The 19837-nt window shown below is 62.2% G+C and carries 17 protein-coding genes and 2 tRNA genes; 10 read left to right on the forward strand and 9 right to left on the reverse strand.

From position 1 onward, the window contains the following. Positions 1-118: 118 nt before the first annotated feature. Positions 119-1189 carry an adenine-specific methyltransferase EcoRI family protein gene (locus AC1ATL_RS03795; RefSeq protein ID WP_476568604.1) on the reverse strand — a complete coding sequence of 357 codons (1071 nt, stop codon included), beginning with the start codon at positions 1187-1189 and terminating at the stop codon, positions 119-121. Between the two features lie 527 nt (positions 1190-1716). Between AC1ATL_RS03795 and AC1ATL_RS03800 the strand changes: the two genes are divergently transcribed. The 3 genes from AC1ATL_RS03800 to AC1ATL_RS03810 all read left to right on the forward strand — a co-directional run bounded on the left by AC1ATL_RS03800 (position 1717) and on the right by AC1ATL_RS03810 (position 5618). Then, complete coding sequence (locus AC1ATL_RS03800) at positions 1717-1896, forward strand: hypothetical protein (protein WP_476568606.1); 180 nt, start codon at positions 1717-1719, stop codon at positions 1894-1896. A gap of 151 nt (positions 1897-2047) precedes the next feature. Beyond that, a complete protein-coding gene (locus tag AC1ATL_RS03805; protein ID WP_476568608.1) occupies positions 2048-4492 on the forward strand; it encodes a bifunctional DNA primase/polymerase in 2445 nt (814 codons plus the stop codon). A gap of 16 nt (positions 4493-4508) precedes the next feature. Next, positions 4509-5618, forward strand: a complete 1110-nt coding sequence (locus AC1ATL_RS03810; protein WP_476568610.1) for a PDDEXK family nuclease — start codon at positions 4509-4511, stop codon at positions 5616-5618. 530 nt (positions 5619-6148) lie between these two features. Here the strand turns inward: AC1ATL_RS03810 and AC1ATL_RS03815 are convergent. The 3 genes from AC1ATL_RS03815 to AC1ATL_RS03825 form a co-directional block, all read right to left on the reverse strand. Then, positions 6149-6802 carry a PBECR4 domain-containing protein gene (locus AC1ATL_RS03815; RefSeq protein ID WP_476568612.1) on the reverse strand — a complete coding sequence of 218 codons (654 nt, stop codon included), beginning with the start codon at positions 6800-6802 and terminating at the stop codon, positions 6149-6151. Positions 6803-7544: 742 nt separating this feature from the next. Then, on the reverse strand, positions 7545-8795 hold the full coding sequence (locus AC1ATL_RS03820; protein WP_476568614.1) for a tyrosine-type recombinase/integrase: 1251 nt from the start codon (positions 8793-8795) through the stop codon (positions 7545-7547). Between the two features lie 24 nt (positions 8796-8819). Next, the gene (locus AC1ATL_RS03825) at positions 8820-9008 is read right to left on the reverse strand and encodes a helix-turn-helix domain-containing protein (RefSeq protein ID WP_476568616.1); all 189 of its coding nucleotides are present in this window, start codon (positions 9006-9008) and stop codon (positions 8820-8822) included. A 43-nt stretch (positions 9009-9051) separates the two neighbouring features. Between AC1ATL_RS03825 and AC1ATL_RS03830 the strand changes: the two genes are divergently transcribed. Then, on the forward strand, positions 9052-9501 hold the full coding sequence (locus AC1ATL_RS03830; protein WP_476568618.1) for a helix-turn-helix domain-containing protein: 450 nt from the start codon (positions 9052-9054) through the stop codon (positions 9499-9501). 165 nt (positions 9502-9666) lie between these two features. Here the strand turns inward: AC1ATL_RS03830 and AC1ATL_RS03835 are convergent, their stop codons facing one another. Together AC1ATL_RS03835 and AC1ATL_RS03840 are read right to left on the reverse strand one after the other, a co-directional pair. Then, positions 9667-10029 (reverse strand): hypothetical protein, encoded by a 363-nt coding sequence (locus AC1ATL_RS03835; RefSeq protein ID WP_476568620.1) that lies wholly within the window; start codon positions 10027-10029, stop codon positions 9667-9669. Between the two features lie 247 nt (positions 10030-10276). Continuing rightward, complete coding sequence (locus AC1ATL_RS03840; RefSeq protein ID WP_476568621.1) at positions 10277-10738, reverse strand: hypothetical protein; 462 nt, start codon at positions 10736-10738, stop codon at positions 10277-10279. Between the two features lie 202 nt (positions 10739-10940). On the opposite strand from AC1ATL_RS03840, the gene AC1ATL_RS03845 reads away from it, so the two are divergent. Beyond that, positions 10941-11393 (forward strand): helix-turn-helix domain-containing protein, encoded by a 453-nt coding sequence (locus tag AC1ATL_RS03845; RefSeq protein WP_476568623.1) that lies wholly within the window; start codon positions 10941-10943, stop codon positions 11391-11393. Between the two features lie 14 nt (positions 11394-11407). Here AC1ATL_RS03845 and AC1ATL_RS03850 read toward each other — a convergent pair whose 3' ends face one another. After that, positions 11408-12508, reverse strand: a complete 1101-nt coding sequence (locus tag AC1ATL_RS03850) for a DUF3039 domain-containing protein (RefSeq protein ID WP_476568625.1) — start codon at positions 12506-12508, stop codon at positions 11408-11410. Between the two features lie 179 nt (positions 12509-12687). Between AC1ATL_RS03850 and AC1ATL_RS03855 the strand changes: the two genes are divergently transcribed. Genes AC1ATL_RS03855 through AC1ATL_RS03865 form a run of 3 tightly spaced genes read left to right on the forward strand, consistent with a single transcriptional unit; the run spans position 12688 to position 14928 of the window. Beyond that, entirely contained in the window at positions 12688-12873 is a 186-nt protein-coding gene (locus AC1ATL_RS03855) for a helix-turn-helix domain-containing protein (protein ID WP_476568627.1), read from the forward strand. Between the two features lie 2 nt (positions 12874-12875). Further along, positions 12876-13565 (forward strand): hypothetical protein, encoded by a 690-nt coding sequence (locus AC1ATL_RS03860; protein WP_476568629.1) that lies wholly within the window; start codon positions 12876-12878, stop codon positions 13563-13565. Positions 13566-13578: 13 nt separating this feature from the next. After that, entirely contained in the window at positions 13579-14928 is a 1350-nt protein-coding gene (locus AC1ATL_RS03865) for a zeta toxin family protein (RefSeq protein WP_476568631.1), read from the forward strand. Between the two features lie 498 nt (positions 14929-15426). On the opposite strand, the gene AC1ATL_RS03870 is transcribed toward AC1ATL_RS03865, so the two are convergent. Next, entirely contained in the window at positions 15427-16731 is a 1305-nt protein-coding gene (locus AC1ATL_RS03870) for a tyrosine-type recombinase/integrase (RefSeq protein ID WP_476568633.1), read from the reverse strand. A 964-nt stretch (positions 16732-17695) separates the two neighbouring features. Here AC1ATL_RS03870 and AC1ATL_RS03875 point away from each other — a divergent pair. After that, a tRNA-Gln gene (locus tag AC1ATL_RS03875) sits at positions 17696-17766 on the forward strand. Positions 17767-18034: 268 nt separating this feature from the next. Here the strand turns inward: AC1ATL_RS03875 and AC1ATL_RS03880 are convergent. Next, positions 18035-18108 (reverse strand) — tRNA-Pro (locus AC1ATL_RS03880). A gap of 218 nt (positions 18109-18326) precedes the next feature. Between AC1ATL_RS03880 and AC1ATL_RS03885 the strand changes: the two genes are divergently transcribed. After that, a complete protein-coding gene (locus AC1ATL_RS03885; protein ID WP_476568635.1) occupies positions 18327-19766 on the forward strand; it encodes a UTP--glucose-1-phosphate uridylyltransferase in 1440 nt (479 codons plus the stop codon). Positions 19767-19837: the final 71 nt, after the last annotated feature.

Genomic DNA, 19837 nt, shown 5'->3' on the forward strand with positions numbered 1-19837 from the left:
CATGGTCCCCATATACCCCCAAGGGTACTCCGCCCGGCGGGGAGGAGGGCGGAGGGTCGAATGTTTTTTCGCGGTGGCCATGCGCCGTGTGCGACCAGGCTTTCGCCGCGCGCGTGCGTCAGGATGTCCGGCGGCGGATCAGGATGCGCGAATACACGCGCTTGCCCTTCACGACCCCACAGCCGCCGCGGTCCTCGTCATCCTTCACGTAATGCAGGTCGGAAAGCACCTGGCGTGGGGCGCATGCCCTTGTATTGCCGGAGGCCTGCCAGATGATCTCGAACTGGTCGGGATTGTATTTGTCCATGAACGTGACTGGCACGCCCATGACGCCGAAGTAGTCCTCGGGGATGTCCTTGACCTTGGAGACCTCGATGGCGTCGTAGTTGTCGTACTTCGGGTACTTCGACGGGTCTTCGTTGTAGCGGTGGTAGAGGAAGATGTCCTCGTGGCGTTTTTTGATGTCCAGATTCGTATACCAGCGGCACAGGCCATTGACCTGCTTAGTGGTTCCCTCGCCGGGGATGGTGAACTCGGACGGGGAGGTGAACCCCAACCATAGACGGTCATCGCGGATCAGAGGGAAAATCTCCTTGCAGATGACCGCGTTCTTGTTGCCCATGATGACGAATTTCTTGTCATGCTCCATCAGCGTCGCCACGTACTCGCGGAACAGCGAGAACGGCGGATTCGTCACCACGATGTCCGCCTCGTCCAGCAGCTCGAGACATTCCTTGGACCTGAAGTCCCCGGCGCCGTATGTCCCGTCGCCATGCAGCTCGACCAGCTCGTTCTCGCCGGAATCAAGCAGGTTTTTGATGTCGTCCATGTCAAGCCCTCCGTCGCCGGTGGTGTCGCGGAAGACGTTGACGACGGCCTTGTACGCCCTGCGGTGCCGTCCCGTCTGCTCGTCGACGTCGTCGTCGAACAATGACGGCTGGTACTCCCCGCCGGCGATGGGGGAGCCCGAGTAGCAGGTGGCGATCAGCTTGCGTAGCCCGAAGTGGTTGAAGTTCAGCGCGAAGTACTTGAAGAAGTTCGACTCGAACGGGTCGTCGCAGTTGCAGAGCACGACCTTGTCCCTGAAATGGTCCTTGTAGTGGACGAGCTCATGCTCGATGTCGGTCATGCGCGTGTAGAATTCGTCGTTTTTGGCCTTCTTGGCGGCCGATAGTTGGCTGTTACCCATGCCCGTGGCTATGCGTCACGGCGCACGCGCCGGACCGTCAAGGGCTTCTGACGGCCCGGATGGCGGGACCGCCGAAGTCCCGGCAATCAAAGAGAGCCCCCATGGCCGCGGGAACGGCCACAGGGGCTGGAATCACTCCGAATGGACCTGCGCTTGATCCATCGGCCCCATGCGTCCCCAAATACGGACGATGCCGTCCCTCGAAGGCGGCCCGTTTTCGGGCTCCTCCCTTGGGCTTCGTATCCCAATCCGGGATAATGCCGCCAATCACCCTTGCGGCATTGTGGGCGATGTAACGGTCGTAACGCGATGTAACGCGATGTAACGTTCGGCCTCAGCCCATATGGGAGTAGGGCTGAGGTCGAACGTTACATACCGTTACATCGCGTTACATTCGCACGGCTTCGACGTCGGTTCCGCCCATCCGGGCGTTTTTCGCCAATGCCCCTACATTGCCCCCAAGTCATCATGCTCCCTCCAGGACGCATAGGGGATGGATGACAACAAACCGACAGAAAGGAAGTCCGATGGACAAGCTCCCAAGGATGTACACGTCGGCCGAATGCGCGGAGGTCTGGAAAGTCAGGCCGAAGGCGGTCGTGCCGATGTGCCATCGCCTGGGGATTGGCGTCTACCGGCTGGGCCGCCGCGCGGTGAGGATCGACGCGGACGACTTCGACCGGGCGACGCTCGCCTCCAGGGAGTGAACAAAGAGAGCCCCCATGGCCGCTGGAACGGCCACAGGGGCTGGAATCACTCCGAATGGACCTGCGCTTGATCCACATCCCGCCCTATGCGTCCTGTCATGGCCGCATGGAGCGGGGGACGTCCTCTCCCGTATCACAAAGGAGGACATCCATGTCCAGAACACTGCCGACCGTGCCCCTGCGGCCCGTCGAGTCGGTCTTCAATCCGACGCCGTTGCCATCCCTCGCGCCGGGCATCATGCCCGACGTCGGAAACGCCTCCGCGGCCATGTCGGCCATGGTCACGGGGATCACGGCCGCCACGTCGGAATACGAGCCCTACGACTTCTCCACCTACGACCACAGGCACATCATCCTCCCCGGCTCCATCCAGCATCCGGGCCGCAAGCTGGAGGGGGCGCCGCAGGCCGCCTATCTGGTCCGGCTCACCCTGCTGGGCGAGCAGAGGTACGCCTTGGACACGGAGGGCATGCTGTGGGTGTGCTGGATGGGCCGGTGGCGCCCCACCACCGATCTGCTCGCCGTCACCGGCGGCAAGGGCGTGAACTACGACGCGTTCGTGCGCTCCATCCTGGAGACGTACGACGGGCAGCTACCGCGCCTTCAGCTGGGCGCCCGTTTCGACAACGTCGGCCTGCTCCGCGGCGGCGGCATCGTCACGCCCGACGATCCCCGCTTCGATGCCCCGTGGGCCATGGAGTTCGAGGGCGAGGAGTATTCGGCCGAACGCGCGGAATACGGCCTGGCCATGGCGCGGACCGTCACCGCTTCCGATGTCGACACCCGCATGCTGTGCCGCGTGGCCGCGGCGCCGCTCATGCGCGACCATCTGCAGTACATCTACGACCTGCTGGGCGAGGGCGGCAACGGCAAGGGCCATTTCCTGAACGCCCTGCTCGACCTGTACGGTGGTCTGGGCTCCGAGTTCAGCCTTGCCGACTTCGCCGGCATCGGCAAGGTCTCCAGCACCGCCTACGAGCAGGCCGGCATCCCGCTGACGAACCATCTGCTCGCCGTCGATACCGACGCGCCCGATCCGGGACTTGGCAATCAGGAGCGGTTGAAGAAGGCCACGACCGGCGAGGGCGTCGCCTCCCGCCAGCTTGGCCGCGACATGGTCCTGGTGCCGACCACCGCCGTCATCGTCATCGCGTCGAACCGCACGCCGTCAATCGCCTCCGACCCAAGCCAGAACCGCCGCTGGCGCTACGTCAACCTCGACAAGACGGGCAAACCGGTCGACCGCTGGTACGACGCGCTGCACTGCGAGAACCTCGCGCTCGAACTGTTCATGGCGGGCTGCTCCGAATGGGCCCACGACCCGGTCGGCGTCAATCCGGCGCCGGCCTTGGTCCACGATCTCGACGATTGGGGCACCGAGCTTATGGCGCGCCTGATCGAGGTGGGCGACCCGGACCCGGAGCTCGGCTTCGACCCGGACGCGTATCTGCCGTCCTCCTGCGTCACCGTGCCGGAAAGCACCCGCGACAAGGCCGCCCAACTGGGCATGCTGGGACTGGCCAGCCGGACGAGGCGCGACGTGCTGCGTCTCGCCGGGGACGAGGCCAGGGTGTGCCGTTGCTTCGTCATCGACAGGCCGGAGCTGTTCGCCAAGTTCGTGGCGACGGTGCCGCCCGAGCCCAAGGATCCGCCGGCGGAGCCCGACGCGGACCCGGCGCCCGCGCTTGAGCCCACGCCGGACGAGCTGACCGGCCTCAAGCCGATCGCCCGCACCTTCGGCGGCGTGGAGACGCAGCTGGGCGCGATGTGCTGGACCGGCAACGTGTTTCCGCTGCGCGGCCGGGGCGACGACGCCAAGGCGCCGGCTGTGGCGTTGGAGCCGATGCTGAAGACCCCGGTCGGCTTCGTCTTCGACCGTTGCGAGCACGACGAGCCCATGCGCGGCTTCGCGCCCGCGCCCGGCTTCATGGTGCTCGATCTGGACATCCCGAAGGACGCCGACGAGGGCAAGCCGGACGGCTACGGCGTGCTGCGCACGCTGGGCATCGGCATCGGCGACCCGGCGCTGGTCGTGCGCACCGGCTCCGGCGGCTACCACCTGTACTACCGCATTCCCGATGGCGTCGACATCCCACAGTTCGCCCACAAGAGCATCCCGCTGCCCGGTCTGCCCGACTACGAGGCCGGCGTGCCGATCGACACGCGCGTCGGCGGCGTCGGCTTCGTGGTGATGCCGGGCAGCTCCATGCCCGACGGGCGCAGCTGGCAGGTGGTCCGCGAGGGCGACATCAAGGTCGACCATGTCCTGCCCGCCGACTTGCTGGATCTTATCCGTCAGCTGGCGCATCCGAGCCCGAAGCCGGCCGAACGGCCGCGTCCGCGCCATCCGGCCGCGCCCGTCGACGGCGCGTACGTGCCGCATATGAACACCACCCCGGTCGCCGAGGGCGCGCGCAACGACACCATGTCCCGCCATGTCTGGGGATGGCTGAAACGGGCCCGGGAGCACGGCATGTCCGACGCCCAGCGCGACTACGGCCTCGACCGTATCCGCGAGCGTTTCCGCGCATCGGGCCTGCCTGATAAGGAGATCGAGGACTGCATCAGCCACTCGATGAAGAAGCTGGGCTTCTGATGGAAGGGAGCGCATCGTGAGAAGCATCGAGACCGAATACGCGGGCCGCAGGTTCCGCTCGCGTCTGGAGGCTCGGTGGGCCGTGTTCCTGGACGCCTGCCACGCCGACTGGGAGTACGAGCCGCAGGGCTACGTGCTCGACGACGGCACCCGCTACCTGCCCGATTTCCAGGTCCGCGGCGTGCGGCTCCGCCATACCGACGGCATGGACGTCACCGACATCGCCATCGAGGTCAAGGGCGTCATGGACCCGGCGTCGGAGGCGAAGGTCAAGGCGTACGCGGAGGAACGTCCCATCCTGGTGCTTGGCGGCCTGCCGCACGGCCCGAACTACGCCGCCAATCTGTCCTATGGTCTGGAGGGTGACGGCGCGGTGGCGCTGCTGGAGCCGTCCGGCCGCCGTTTCGTCGTGCCTGGTGTCGACGATGACGGGCGGTTCGCGCTGTTCGATGCCGGCTGGCCCGCATTGGCCTATCTGGAGTCGAAGCCCACGCGGGACGCGTACGCCAAGGCGGCCATGGCCAGGTTCGAGTTCGGACAGACGCCCGGGCCGCCGGCTGGCGAAACGGTGGGGGAGGACGAACCGCCCGCGGCTGGGCCGGTCGGAGGCGGTTCGCCGGCCGCAAGGAGGCCGATCAGCCCGCTGGACGGTCTGTCCGACAAGGAGATGAAAGCCGTTCAAGGCGTCGTCTGCCAGGGATTCGCCCCTATCGGCAGGGGTGTCCATTTCAAACGGGACTTCCTGGCGGACGCCGGGCTGACCACCGTTCTGCGTGACGGGACGTTCGTACTTGCCGTTGGGGACGAAAAGGCGTTCGCACCCTATCGCCAGGCGTTGCTGCGTATCGCGCGGGCCGATGGAGGCTCCGCATTCGAAGAGCCGTATGACGCCGAGCGCTTCGCCATCCGGGAGATCGCGGAGAAGGGCTTCACCGTGTCCGCCGAGAATCCGTATCTGGAGCGGGGACGCCGTTACAGCCCGAAGTTCATCAGGCGCGCGGGATTGAAAACCGGTCGGCGTTTCGGCAAGTTCGGCCTGATGGTCAAGGACAAGGGCGCGTTCGCCTTGTACCTCGCGATGGTGAAGGGCACGGAGGACCCGCCCGACCCGGATCACGGACGTTGACCGATTGGCCGCCATCATGGCGTACATGGCGACGCTGACGTCGAAGGACGGCGACTGACCCGTCTCCGATACGACGGGCGCCCCCCGGAGCCGATCAAAAGGCTCCGGGGGCGTCTCTTTACGTCTGGACGAGAAAAGGGGAGGGCCACGCCCGGCCGTAGGCTTCCGGGGAACGGCGGGGCATGGCCCTCATGCGGACGGGCCGGGAAAACAGGGAAAAGGAACGCGGTCCGTCCGCATCCCGCTCTATGCGTCACGTTGTATGCGGGATTTGGCCGGGGCGGATCGGCATTGGTCATTGCCCGTGTACGCTTGCGGGCGAGGTTTTCGTTCCGACGACGCCATCCAAGGCGGTTCGGGACCGAGGACTTCATGAAGGAGGACATCTGCCGCGACCGGCCGACGGTGCGCCGGCGCCGCCGACCGGTCAGGTTTGGAGCCGACCCATGGGCTCCGGTTGGGATTCCGTCGTTTGGCAGATGAGTCCCGCAGGGGATTTTGGTCTTCTGGCGTCTTTTCTGTTCGCGCCGTCAGGGGCGGAACGTCGCATCCACCGCGTCGAAATCGATGCGGCAGCCGCCTTCGTACAGTCTCAGGGACCTTCTGACTTCCTGCCTTCTCGCGGCGTCCTTCCTTTTCGACCGCTTGGACACGATGTCGTACGTTTTCAGCTGTGGTCCCGTCTTCATGACCATGATGATGTTCCTGGCGTCCGCCAGCCTTTCGCCGGGCATCTCCAGGGCCGTGCACGGCCGCAGGATCCCTCCTCTGTCGGTGTAGCCGAGAACGCATGGCAGATTCGCGCATATGGCGTCGGCCTTCGTTTTTCCGGGCAGCCGCGGGTTCCTTACCATCATGATGGCCTTGGCGTCGATTCTGACGAGGGTGGGCAGGACCCGTCCCTTCGCCACGGTTCCGCCGTTGTTGCGCCGTATCCCGTTCGTCGGGAGTCTGCCCGAGACGGCCCTGTCCCAGAATTCCAGGGCCGACATGTCCGGATAGTTCACGCCGCACAGATGCATGAAGTTGTCCGCCGCGTAGAAGGTCTCCAATGGGGCGCCTCCGCCGGCTGGAATGAAGAGGACGCGTCTTTCCAGCAGCCGGTCCCTGTATACGGGCGCGCACTCATGGATGGTGCGGATCGTCTCCGATGGATTGAAAGCATCCGGCTGATGCGGGCCCATGATTTCCTTCCGAAGAATAGTCGACGCCGGGGCCCTTGGGCTTACCGGCGTCAAATGGTCTTTTCCGTCGTCCGCGAACGACTTCTCGTGAAATTGTAATGGGCACGCTCCCTTGACCGGACCATTATCGTCCGTCCGGACCTGGACTGGCATGTTCCGCCTTCATCGGGCGACGCCAATCATGCTGGCGGCGGCTTCCTTTTTACGCGGGACCGGCGCGGAACGTTCGCTGGAGGAGCTAAGACGTTCTGCCTATAAGTATGCACGTCGTCATGACGGAATCGGCTCCCTTCGTCGGTGTTATGCGCCGAATCATCACGTTTCCGGCGTGTCGGTCGGGCCTGCCCGTGAATCCGCATGGCTCCCTTGACGGGCGCATACCGCCTGAGCCCTACTGCCGTGCGGTGTCCAGCCATGTTACCCCAAAGTTACCCGGAATTTTCCGTCGTTTTCGGCGCTTTGTCCGCCCGTCGGCCATAATGCGCATGGTTTTGCATGGAAATGCATGGAAATGCCATGTCGGGGACGACTTAGGGGGTGTCGGTGGCGTTTTATGCCATCCATGCGTCTTCATGCATAACCGTGCAGAAACAAGCGTCCCTGTATGCGTCCCCGTGACGTTCAACGCCCTCCTTGAAACGGCGGAATTCCAACGTTCTCGGGAGGGCGTTCCCGTTCCGGGTAACATCCGGGTAACATGGCCGGGGACCGAAGCCGCCGCGACACGCCCGGAGAGAAGGAATCAGCCGAACGTGGCGGACACGGCGTCCATGGTCTCGGCGCGGCGGTTGGCGAACGCGGCCGCGTACGTGTTCAGCGTCGTGGTGGCGTCCTCATGGCCCATCAGGTCCTGGAGGGTCTTCACGTCCGCGCCGTTGGCGATGGCGACGGACGCGAACGTGTGCCGCAGGGAGTAGAGCGTCAGCCGTCGCCCGTCCGGCCTGACGCCGGCCGCGGCGACGGCCTTGTTGAACACCGTCTGGCCCCATGCGGGGAAGCGCAGGCGCAGTCCGGTGGGTGTCGTGAACAGCGGCTCGCCCCCGTCCCGGCCCGCGGCGAGGTCCTCCAGGTCCTCGCGCAGGAACGCGGGGATGGGGATGCGGCGCCGGCCCTTGACCGTCTTCGTGTCGCCCTGCACGCATTCGCCGTGGCCGACCCTGGCCTTCGTCATCGTCTTCGACACGACGACCACGCCGTGCCGGAGATTCAGGTCGCGCACGTCCAACGCGGCCATCTCCCCGGGCCGCATGCCGGTGGACGCGAGGAACAGGACGAGCAGACGGTCCATGGGACGACCGATGACGCCCGCCATGTCCGCGATGGCGCGCACCTCGTCGGGGGTGAACGAGTCGACGCGTTGCGCGGGCACGCGGGGCAGGCGCACGCCCGCGGTCGGGTCGGCGGCCACCCATCTGCGGCGCACCGCGTATCGGAGTATGGAGCCGAGGACCCTGCGCACCCCGATGGAGATGGAGCATTTCGTGAACGGCCTGCCGCGCTTCGTGCGGATGGCGCCGGAGTCGAGGTCCGAGACCCATGCCCTGACGGCCTGTTCGTCGATGTCGCCGATGCGGGTGGCGCCGAACCTGGGGCGGACCATGGCGTCGTAGCGGTGGCGGTAGTTGTCGATCGTGGCCGGGCGCACGCCCGTGTGGTCGGCGAGCCACATGGCGAACACCTCGTCCAGGGTGCGCCGTCCGCCCTTGGGGTCGACGTACCGGCCGGAGCGGATGTCGTCGTTCAGCTCGGCGACGCGCGCCTCGGCGGCCTCGTGGGTGGCGAGGCTCTCGCGGTGCTGCCGGCCGTCGGCGCGCCAGCAGACCTGCCAGCGCATGCCGCGTCCGTAGTCCGCGGTCCTGAGCGCGTCGGGCACGTCGGCGGCGTCGGGGTTCGCGGCGACCTGCCGCCGCATGCGGGCGGTCGGGGTCGTCTCCACGCCGTCGACCACGGCCTTCGCCTTGAGCCACCGGTCACGTATCCATGCCTTCGCCATATCCGTCTCCTATATATAAGGTGTCTATTCGCCGCGCGCGAACGCCTCGATGGAGGCGCGGTTGAAGTACCACCGGCCGCACGCGGTGAAGCCGATGATGCGCCCGTCGTCGACGAGCCTGCCGACGGTGCGCGGGTCCCTGACGCCCAGCATCCTCATGGCGGTCGGCCTGTCGACCAGCAGCTGCTCTTCCGGCAGTTCGTTCGTGTCCATGTCGCGCGTCCTTTCGCATATGCGTGCATTTCCATGCGCATGTATGCGTCGCGTAACATGGTGTGGCATGAACAGGCTCAGGGGATTCCGTCTGCGGATGGGCATGACGCAGGCCGAGCTGGCGGAGGTCATCGGCACCACGCAAAGCCATGTCAGCGAATACGAGAGCGGCCGACGCCGGCTGGCGGCCATGCCCGCCCTGCAGTTCACGCGGCTGATGACCGTGTTGGAAGTGTCGCCGTCGCTGCTGCTGGAGGACGACGTGGAGACGCCGTACCCCGACCTGCAGGACCGGCTCCGCGACGCCCGCGCGGACGTGGACCGTCTCCGCCGCCTGTACGCCGCCGAACCCGACGACGACACGCTCCACAGGCTCGTCGACGCCGAGATCAGGCTGGGAGGGGCGCAACGCGACTGGGAGGCCGAGGCTCGCCGTGCCACAGTCAGAGACCCTCGTCCAGAACACGGGCCAAAGCGTCGTACGCGCGGCTGACTTGGACGTACGGCTCCGGCGCCGGGTCCAGCGGCCCCAGCGGGTATCCGCGTCCGCAGCGCAGGCAGACCAGCGTGGCCGCGCCGCCGTCCAACGGCGCCGACCTGGACGCCAGGCCCCAGCAGACCGGGCAGTGCGCGCGCCCGTGCGCGCCGGCGAACGCGTTCACGGCCGTATCCTGTCAATGCGCGTCAGCCCGTAGGCCGCGCCCAGGACGAAGAACGCGTTGACCGCGGCCGGGCGGGACAGGGACACGGCCATGCCGGGGCCCGCGATGAGCGCGCCGCCCGTGGCGTCGGGCATGAACGCCAGCCCGCCAAGCGCCCGGGGCGGCTCGTCCTCGCGGCCGGCCTTCCATCCGACCTGGTGGAACGGGCAGACGAGGCCGTTCTCCTCCCGGTCCAGTTCCGTCCCGCAGGCCGAACAGCGCCACACGCCGCCGTCGCGCACGGGCCTGGCCTCCTCCATGGAGCGCAGGGGGCGTTCGGGTATCCAGACGCGTTCGTCGTGGATGTCGATAAAGGACATGGGTTCCTCCTTTACGTCGTCTGCTCCACCTTGACTCCCGCCATGCCCGGATAGGCGGCTTCGGTGTGGTCGTTACCGCTCAGTACCGTTCCGGGACGCGCCGTCTTTTTTTCGTTTGGTTGTGGGTGGACAATCGGTGGCATGAAAATGTCAATCAAGTCAGGATGAGTCGCGTGATGCCACTCTTGCGGAGTATAAGAAATTCAAGGAGGAATGCCGCAGGGAATTAGGAGATCGTTCTAAATTCTTAGATGTGTTTGTAGCCGCGATACGCGACTTCGTCTCCACTTTCCGCGGCATGTGAGCGCCATCTGCGCACCTCGCCCTTCCAATCCGTGAACCGGGTTGACCTTCGGATGGCGTTCATGTCGATTTCCGGCAATGGGTCGGGCTTCTCTTTGCCGGTCGGGTCGCCATGCCCCAAGGCGATTTCGGACAATCGCCACAAATCGCCGGGAAAAGGTATTCCGTACATCCTTTGACCCCCGCGGTAAAGCATAAGGGCCGTGATCGCGTCGTCCTGGCTTTCGAGAATGTATGTCATATCCTGCAGGTCGATGCCGTATTCGCGGTAGATGTCCTCCCTGCTCACGGATGGGCGGCAGTGGCGGCCATATGGATCTCTCTTGTCCGTCCGAAGCCATTTCGGATGGACAAGAAGCCCATGCCTTAGATACCAATGCATCAGTCGATCCAGTGAATCCTCCATATGGTCCTTTATGCGTCCGCCCCGCTCGACCAATGGATTCCGGGACGCTTGCTTCTTAAAACTGTAAAAATTTGGGGAACTGCGACAAAATGGTGCTGACGATTTTTGTCAGCTGAAGTTCATGTACAACGAAACGCGGCATAGCTATAAGCATGATGATGTTACACTTAGAACAGTTAGGAACACTTAAGGGAGTAGAATCATGGGCGTAGATGTACTGGGGACGATAAGTAAAAAAACTATAGATGAGCAAGACGTTACAGATGCTTATGCGGCACTAAGCCAGCTTCGGAAACAGTCCCCTTTTGCCCAAGTGCTTGCACATATGCTTAAATCAGCATCCAATGGGGAAACTTGTGTCATTTCTAGCGCGCCGAAAGAACTTTCAACAGAGGAAGCCGCAGAATATCTTAATGTCAGCCGACCGTACGTTAGCAGACTTATTAAACACGGCATCCTTGTTTCTCGAAAAGTAGGCAATCGCCACCGTATTAGTCTTGACGCTCTCACGGAGTATCAAAAGCGTCACCAAGAGGCACAGGGCAATTATGTTCAGGACGTTTCTAGTCGTCAACAGGATATCAATGAGCTCATGGACAAAGCAGCTGTAATCACAAAGGAAGACGAAGATGAAATCGCCGATCTTTTAGACTAATTTCAGTTGGCGTATCAAAGTTCTGGATTTTGCGAAAAACGGAGTTGCTCTATGATTTCCTCTGTTATCTTTGACCGTTTTTCGCATTCCTCGCATATAGGTTTCGCTACGTTTCCATCTTCAGTAGGCACAAAGACAGCTCCGCATAAGGCATAAACGGGGAGTCCGTAGACGAGAGCGTCGGTAAACCCTTCTTTAGGAACAAGATGAAGTACTGGTTGCGCATCGAATGTCGTGTCCGTGCTCTTTGTAATTGCCGGCATTGGCATTTGCAAAGAGGCCAGCAATTGAGTCAATCTCGCACAGTTCAATGTCATTATCCAGTAGAATTCTTTTTTCGTGCCATATTCATGTTGAACTTGGTCATTGTCGGGCTGTACGAAGTGGATTGCCCGGGAGAGGTCTTTTTCGTCTTCCCTGGATAATTTCTTTGTCTTTATAATCATATCCACCAGAACCGGGATTGATTCAAGAGAAGAAGTATCTGGAATTGGATCACTTTCGCATTCTATATAGATAGGAATGTATTTAAGACTACTGTTGGCGTTTTGATGTAGACGAAGATTGAATTGGCCCCTTCCCTCCTCTGTCTGCAATGCGCGCTTAAGTAGGCCGATAAATTCCCAAACATTATCCAGAAAGCGTTTTTCCTCCGCTTGCCTTGCCTCTTCTCTGTCTCTGATTTTGTAGTCAATGTTTCGTGGCTGCCAAGTTCCTTTTGATGATTTCAAATAATCAATCAGCCGGTCGCAATACTTGGTATGCGGGCCGGCATGTATCAGCCATGGATCGCCCTCTTCGTCTTTAGTCATCAATGCGCCACGGGCCGCGGCTGAATCATCGTGTCGGTCACGCACTTCCAGTACGGGGCAACCAACATATTTCGCCGCGTTGGATATTTCGTTCCGCTTGGGGTTGCCTGTCCCTTTCATCATTTTTCTTGCTTCATCAAGTAAGAAATGTGGGAAGACATTTAAATTCAGCCTGTCAAATGTCTGCTGTATGTTTCCTTTTTTCAAGCCTTTGATTAGACGCTGACATTCTGAATCTCTGTATCCTTGATCGGGCAGCATCTTCTTTAATAAGACATTTATAGTGGGACGTACATCGCGCATATGCTCTAAGTATACCAGACGCGTGTTTTTAAAACCTTTCCGCAAAAAGAATCACGTTATCTACTGTTTTCTAGCATGTATCAATGTGGTCGTCCATTATATAAAGTCTCATATGTCGAAAAATATGTGCTGCATCTTTTCCGGGACGCATGCGCTTCGGCATGGAGGTACCGGAACTGATGACGGCCCCGCAGGTGGCACGTATACTTGGCGTATCGACGGAGACCCTGCGCAAGTGGAGGGCGAGAAGGATATGCCTGCCGTACGTGCGCGTGGGCCGGCATATCCGCTACAAGGCGGCCGACGTGGCCGCGTTCGTCGAACGGGGCACGGTCATGCCCGACGAAGGCCAGGGGAGGGGATAGTCATGGGCGTTCCGGTCATATACACGGATTTCGACGGCGTGCTGAACGCGTTCCCCGACGACAAGGTGCTGCGCCGCGGGGGAGTCGGACATACCGACTGGCTGAGGGACGACGACCCGCGCAAGCCGCTGTATGACGAGGCGCGGGCGTTCCGTCTGGACGGCAATGCGCAGGCACGCGTTTCGGTCGGACGCTTCCGCATCCACTGGTCCACCGAGCTGACGGACGCCATGTACGCCCTGGCCGTGTCGGGGCGCGCCGAACTGAACTGGCTGTCCACGTGGCAGCCGTACTGCGTGAGCACGTTGGATCCGATGCTCGGCTGGGATCCGAGAATCGTCCATAACACGGTTTGGTACGATCCGGTCACCGGTGAACGACGGTTGACGGGCAAGCTGTCGACGATACTGTCGCGCGTGCGCGCGGAACGGCGTTCGGAGGACCCGTCGCCGATTGTGTGGATCGACGATGAGGAGTGCTATAGCGACGCCGTGGAGGAGGTCAGGGCGGAGAATCCCGCGGCGCCGGTGCTGATGGTGCGGCCGGACATGCACATCGGCGTCAGCCGACGCCAGTGGGAGCTCGTCGAACGTTTCGTCGACGACTGGCGCGGCTTCCCGCCCGTCACGTTCGATGACGAGGACGACGAGGACGGCAGCCGCGCCGCACGCGGGGAACACGTCGGACTGTAGTAGGGAGGAACATATGGCGGACGACGGAATCGAATGGGAGCTGGAGGACCTGGACGGCGGCGTCCTGTACGACGTGTTCTACGAATCCACGACCATGCTCTCCGGCAGGATGCTCGCCCAGCGGCGGCTGGCCGAAGCCCGGGGCGATCTGGACGGGGAGCGTCGGGCGGAGGCGGATCGCCGAGCGCTGTTGATTGCCCGCGACCAGGTCGGTCCGACCGACCGGAGGGCACTGATTACGGCGAAGCGCTCCAACGACGAGGACCGTGCGACCCGCGCGGACGCCGCCGCACCATGGCATGCGATCGGCAGAAACCTCGCGGTCGACGTGGAGGGCATCTGGCGCGACGACATCCGCCCCGTCATCGACGCCGCGACAAGGTCGGACGAGCCATGCACGGTATTCGTCGGCGGCCAGCCCGGCGCGGGCAAGACGCGCGCCACGCACATGGTTCGCGTCTCTGGCCTGCATGACGGGCCGCTCCTGCCCGTGAACGGCGACGACCTGCGCCAGTACCATCCCGACTACGACCGACTGTGCGACGAGGAGCCGCTGGCCATGCCGGAGCGGACCGCGAAGGCGTCGGCCGAGTGGATACGCATGACCATGGAGCACGTGACGGCCAATGGCATCTCCGCCGTGGTGGAGGGCACGTGGAGGAACGCGGCCACGGTGCTCGATGAGGCCGCGAACGCGAAACGCGCGGGCAGGTCGACGCACGCGGTGGTGCTGGCCGTGCCGCCGGCGTTGTCGCGGCTGGCGATATTGGAACGCTACTACCGCGACCGTTCGGCGGGCCTTCCGGCGCGTTGGACGCCCGCGTCCGCGCACGACAACGCCGTGGCCAACCTGCCCGTCACCGTCCGCGCCGTCGCCATGTCGCCGTTGGTCGACAGGCTCACCGTGATAAGCCGCGACGGCGGTATCCTGTACGACGGGACCGACCCCGACCTGTTTCGTTGGACAATGGGAGCGTGGTTTCAACAGGCCGTTGTCGGCCGGGGAGAGGGCCGACGTCCGCATGCGGCTCGGCAGGATCGAGGCCCTGAGAGAGGTGCCGGGCGTCGGCACGGCCCTGTCCGACCCGGTGGTGGCGTCCGTCCGCCGGAGCCTCGACGACGCGGCCTAGAACCCCCACCGGCGGCACGTGTCGACGAATGCGGTCAATCGCTCGCGTTCGTCAAGGGCCGCGTATGTGGTCGGCACGATGGTCTTCGAACGCATCTCGGCGCGTGCGCGCTCCGCGTCCAACCCATGCGGCCGCTCCGGCATCGGCGCGCCGTCGCGCGCGGCCGCGGCGATATCCAGGGCCCAGTCGTAGAGCGTTGTCGACGGCGACAGGGACGTGACGCGGGGGAGTGATTCCATTGCGTCGGCCATGCCGTCCCAGTCGAGCGTCTCGGCGGCCTGGGCGAACGCGTACCGTGTCTGCCGGTGGAGGAGATGGTCCGGCGCGTCGGAATCGGGCTCGTACGCCTCGAACAGGCGCTGCAACGTCCCGTCGTCCACGGCCGTGGCGACGAACCGTTGCGCCGGCGTGGCGTCCGGGCCGAGCCGGTGGGCCAGCGTCAGCTCCTCGGGCACGGGATGCACCTGGTCGGCGGGCAGGTTCTTGCAGGTCAGCATCCCGTCGTCGTATTTGGTCTGGACGTCGTACGACACGTCGTTGCCGAAGAAGTCGTGATGGTTGACGTTGACGACGAAGCCGGCGCCGTGGCAGTCCGTCAGCACGCGGTTGAACATTGCGAAAGTCTCCATATCGTCCACTCTATCCTTGACCGCTATATATATAGGTATCCACGGCCGTCACCCGTGCCCAAGCCCACGACCTTGTCAAGGGGCCGTGGGCCTTTCCTTTGCCTAGCCTTCGATGGCCTTCTCCACGCCGTCGGTCGCGGCGACGAGCCGGTCGAGCTCGACGTGCGTGTAGATCTCGTTCGTCGTGGACACGCGGCTGTGTCCCATGATGGCGGTGCGTGTCACGTCGTCCAGTCCAAGCCGGTTCAATATGGTCGCGGTGGTGTGGCGGGCTGAATGCGGCACGTACTCGTGGCCCAGGCCGATGCGGTCCAAGGCCTTGTACCAGCGGCAGCGCTCCACATTGCCGGTCAGGGGTTGGCCCTGGTCGTCATGGAACACGAGCCCTTTTCCGTTCACGCCGTGGCGTTCGATGTAGGCGAGGAGCTGGTCGGCCAAAGCCCGGGGCAGGGGAATGGCGCGGCGTCCCTTCTCGGTCTTCGGGCGCGTGCGGTACATGCCGTTGCCCAGGGCCGAGCATTCGACGCCCTTGGGCAGTCCGTCGACCTCGCGTTTCGTCAGGTGCTGGGCCTGCCATTCGACCAGGATGACGAGGTGGTCGCCGTCCTGGCGCAGTTCGTCTTGGGTGAGCCCCAACCGTTCGCCCTGCCGCATGCCGGTCATGAAGGCCAGCATCCACATGAGCCTCCACGTGTCGTCGGTCTCCGCGGCGATGAGGTCGGCCGCCTGGTCGGGCGTCAACGCCGCCCGCTCCTTCAGCGCCACACGCGGCGCGGTGCCCTTGACGGCGGGGTTGCGTTCGATGGCGCCCTCCAGCACCGCGTCCTCCAACGCCTTGTGCAGGGTGCGCCATGCGCTGCCCGCGGTGGCGGAGCTTCTGCCCTGCTCGACGGTGACGTACCGCTCGAGCCGGCGGAAGTGCGCGGGCTTCAGTTCGTCGAGCCTGATTCTGCCGATGGCGGGGATGATGTCGTTCGCGGTGACGGACGCGTACGTGCCCCACGTGCGGGGCTTGAGCCGGGGCTTGCACACGTCCGACAGCCAGTGGTCCATCCATTCGGCCACGGTGGGCGGCTTGACGTAGCCGACCTGGTGGGTGCGGTCGAACTCGGCGATCGCCTCCCTGAGCCGCGTCTCGGCGACGGCCTGCGTGTCGGCGGTGCGGCTCACGCGGTGCTCCTCGCCGGTGTTCGGGTCGATGACGGTGCGGTACGCCTTCACCCTGCCGTTCGGCAGCCGGCGGATGCCTCCGGCGCCCTTCGTCCGCCGCCGCTCGGCCGGGGCGATCCTGGCCCGCAATCGGTCGACGAGCCTTTTCGGATTGGTGCCCGTGAGCACCACGTTCGTGCCATCGGTGCCCGTGAGCACCAGCGTGTAGTCGGACATGCCGTTTTTTCCTGCGTTCATGCGGTCCGTCTATGCAGGTCACTTATAGGTCACTTATGATTGCGCCTGATTGGGCCTGATTGACGGAAATCGCGGGTGGTCAAAACAGCCGTCGACCAACGGAAAACGGCGGAATACCGCCGATAATCGGTGATATTCCGCCGTTCTTCAAAGCAGTGGGCGAAAGCGCCGGAGCTATTTCCACATCTGATAGCCACAGCCTCCTAAGCCCTACTGCTGGTTGGGTTTCAGAGTCCAGTGTAGGCGCTAGGTGCACCTATGGTGCACTTACTTCGGGAAAGACACGACCCCCGCACGACTCAATGAGAGCCATGTGGGGGTCGTTGTCGTCTTTTCGGGCCGGATTCCGTCACTGCGGCCGCTCGGGCAGGGAGGAGATTCAGACGTCCAGGTCGCAAGGGCGGCAGCCTCGGGCATACCCCGATAGCGGCCGGTTCTCAATGAGAATAAACGACTTCTCCTTGGGTGGCAAGTGTCGCAAGAGCCCGACCGGTGCGTAGCAGGTCACACTGCGCGAGACAACGAGGCAGCTGCCGTCCACCGTCGGCACGTCCGACGTGTAGTCCGTTAAGAGCGCCGGTAACACCATGACCGTGTCTAACTTTGACAATGGCCTGTGTCTGATCGTCGACTTTAATGGTAGCCCGATGATTGTGGGCACACCATCGTCAAATCCATGGCAGACAAGAATACAAGTGGCGCCAATGGCATCGTGGGTACGCATTGGATGGCCTCCGGGGATGGAGAAGTGTCGCGGCCGAGGAAGCCGAGCACACGGTCGCCGTGGGTGCGTCGGAATGGGAAATTTTTTATGGACAGATGTATTTTTCATTTGACATTCCAATGTCTCCTTCGCGATGCATCGATTGAGCATGCGATTCGACGCGACACTTCCGACACGCAATGTTGGTGACATATGGCATAATGGTCACTTGGCAGCGGAACCTCGCGTTCACGATGCCGATCCCCCATGGTGTAATGGCAGCACACGGGTCTTTGGAACCCTTTGTCTTGGTTCGAGTCCAGGTGGGGGAGCTCGGATAACGGATTCTCGTCTTTATGCGAGAATCCGTTTTTCTGTATTTAATGGCGATTACGAACATTGCCTTGACGTATCCGAGGTATTGGGCGGGTCTTGGACGGAGTCGAGGTGCGCATGACGTCGAGCGATTGAATCTCCTAGGGCCTTTTTCGTGTGCGAGGGATGGAGATTCGTAGTACATTGCCCCTGGCTGCCCCCGGGGCATAAAAAATCCCGTCATTCCAATGTTGTGAAAACGTTGAAACGACGGGTTTCTTTTAGTCGGACCAGCGGGATTTGAACCCGCGACCCCTTGACCCCCAGTCAAGTGCGCTACCAAACTGCGCTATGGTCCGAACGGTGTGAAAAGCACCAAGAATGAAACATAGCATACTTGGCGCTTTTTTTCAAAACGTATCGTGTCGCGTGATCGAAAAATCTCTGAAACCAAGAACCTTCCGTCCACATATGGGTGCACCCGTAACAAAATAATCCACGAATTCGGGGTCATGCCCCATTATCCAAGCCAATATGTCGTATCATGTAACACGTAGTCACGTCCGCATGGAAGGGAATGACATTGACTGAAGAGGACGTATTCGATCTCTCGGCGGCGAAGATGAGAGAGCACGGGATGACCGATATGGCCATCGCCCAGTTCAAACGCCTGTATGAGGTTTGGCGCAATGAGGAAGCCAGCAGCTGGATTCGCGAAAGCGATGTCGAGCCGTTGACCAGTGTTCCCAGCTTCCATGACGTATACGAGACCATCAACCACGAAAAGGCCATCGATGCGTTCGCCAAAACGGCTTTCCTGAAGCTCAACGGTGGTTTGGGCACTTCGATGGGGCTTGATTGCGCCAAGTCGTTGTTGCCGGTACGCCGTCATAAGGCGCGTCAGATGCGTTTCATCGACATTATTATCGGACAGGTGCTTACCGCCCGTGCCCGACTTGGTGTCGAGCTGCCGCTTACCCTGATGAACTCTTTCCGTACCTCCAAAGACACCATGAAAGTGCTGCACGCCAACAAGAAATTCCGCCAGGATGGCGTGCCGATGGAGATCATCCAGCATCAGGAGCCGAAGATCAGTGCCGAATCCGGTCTTCCGGTCAGCTTCCCGTCGAATCCCGAACTTGAATGGTGCCCACCGGGCCATGGAGATTTGTTCTCCACCATCTGGGAATCCGGTCTGCTTGATTCGCTTGAAGCGCGCGGCTTCAAATACCTGTTCATCTCGAATTCCGACAATCTGGGGGCGCGCCCTTCGCGCACTCTTGCCCAGCATTTCGAGAACACTGGTGCTCCGTTCATGATTGAGGTCGCCAAGCGAACCCCGGCCGACCGCAAGGGCGGTCATATCGTGCGGGACAAGGCCACAGGGCGCCTGATGCTTCGTGAGATGAGCCAGGTCCATCCGGACGACAAGGATGATGCTCAGAATATCGATAAACACCCGTATTTCAATACGAATAGCATCTGGGTGCGTATCGATGCGCTGAAGGCGAAGCTCGCGGCATACGATGGCGTGCTTCCATTGCCGGTGATTCGAAACAAGAAGACAGTTGATCCTACCGACCCGTCCAGCGAGCCGGTCATCCAGCTGGAAACTGCCATGGGTGCCGCGGTGTCTTTGTTTGACGGGGCGACATGCGTGTGCGTGGACCGTATGCGATTCCTTCCGGTGAAAACCACTGACGATTTGTTTATTATGCGGTCCGACCGATTCCATCTAACGGACCAATACGAGATGGAAGATGGCAATTACGTCTTCCCGGATGTTCATTTGGATTCGCGTTATTACAAAAACATCCATGATTTCGACGCTCGTTTCCCTTACGGAGTGCCATCTTTAGCTGCTGCAAAATCCGTCGAAATCGACGGTGATTGGACCTTCGGCAGGGATGTGATGCTGTTCAGTGATGCGCATCTGAAAGATCAAGGGGAGCCGAGTTACGTACCGAACGGCGAGTATGTCGGTCCGCAAGGTGTGGAACCGGATGATTGGGTCTGATTCAAGGGGGCAGTGCAACACGAAAATCCATATTTTTTCGTGAAATAGGCACAAACAGGTCGAAAAACCTC

This window comes from Bifidobacterium sp. LH_743 (assembly GCF_056355775.1).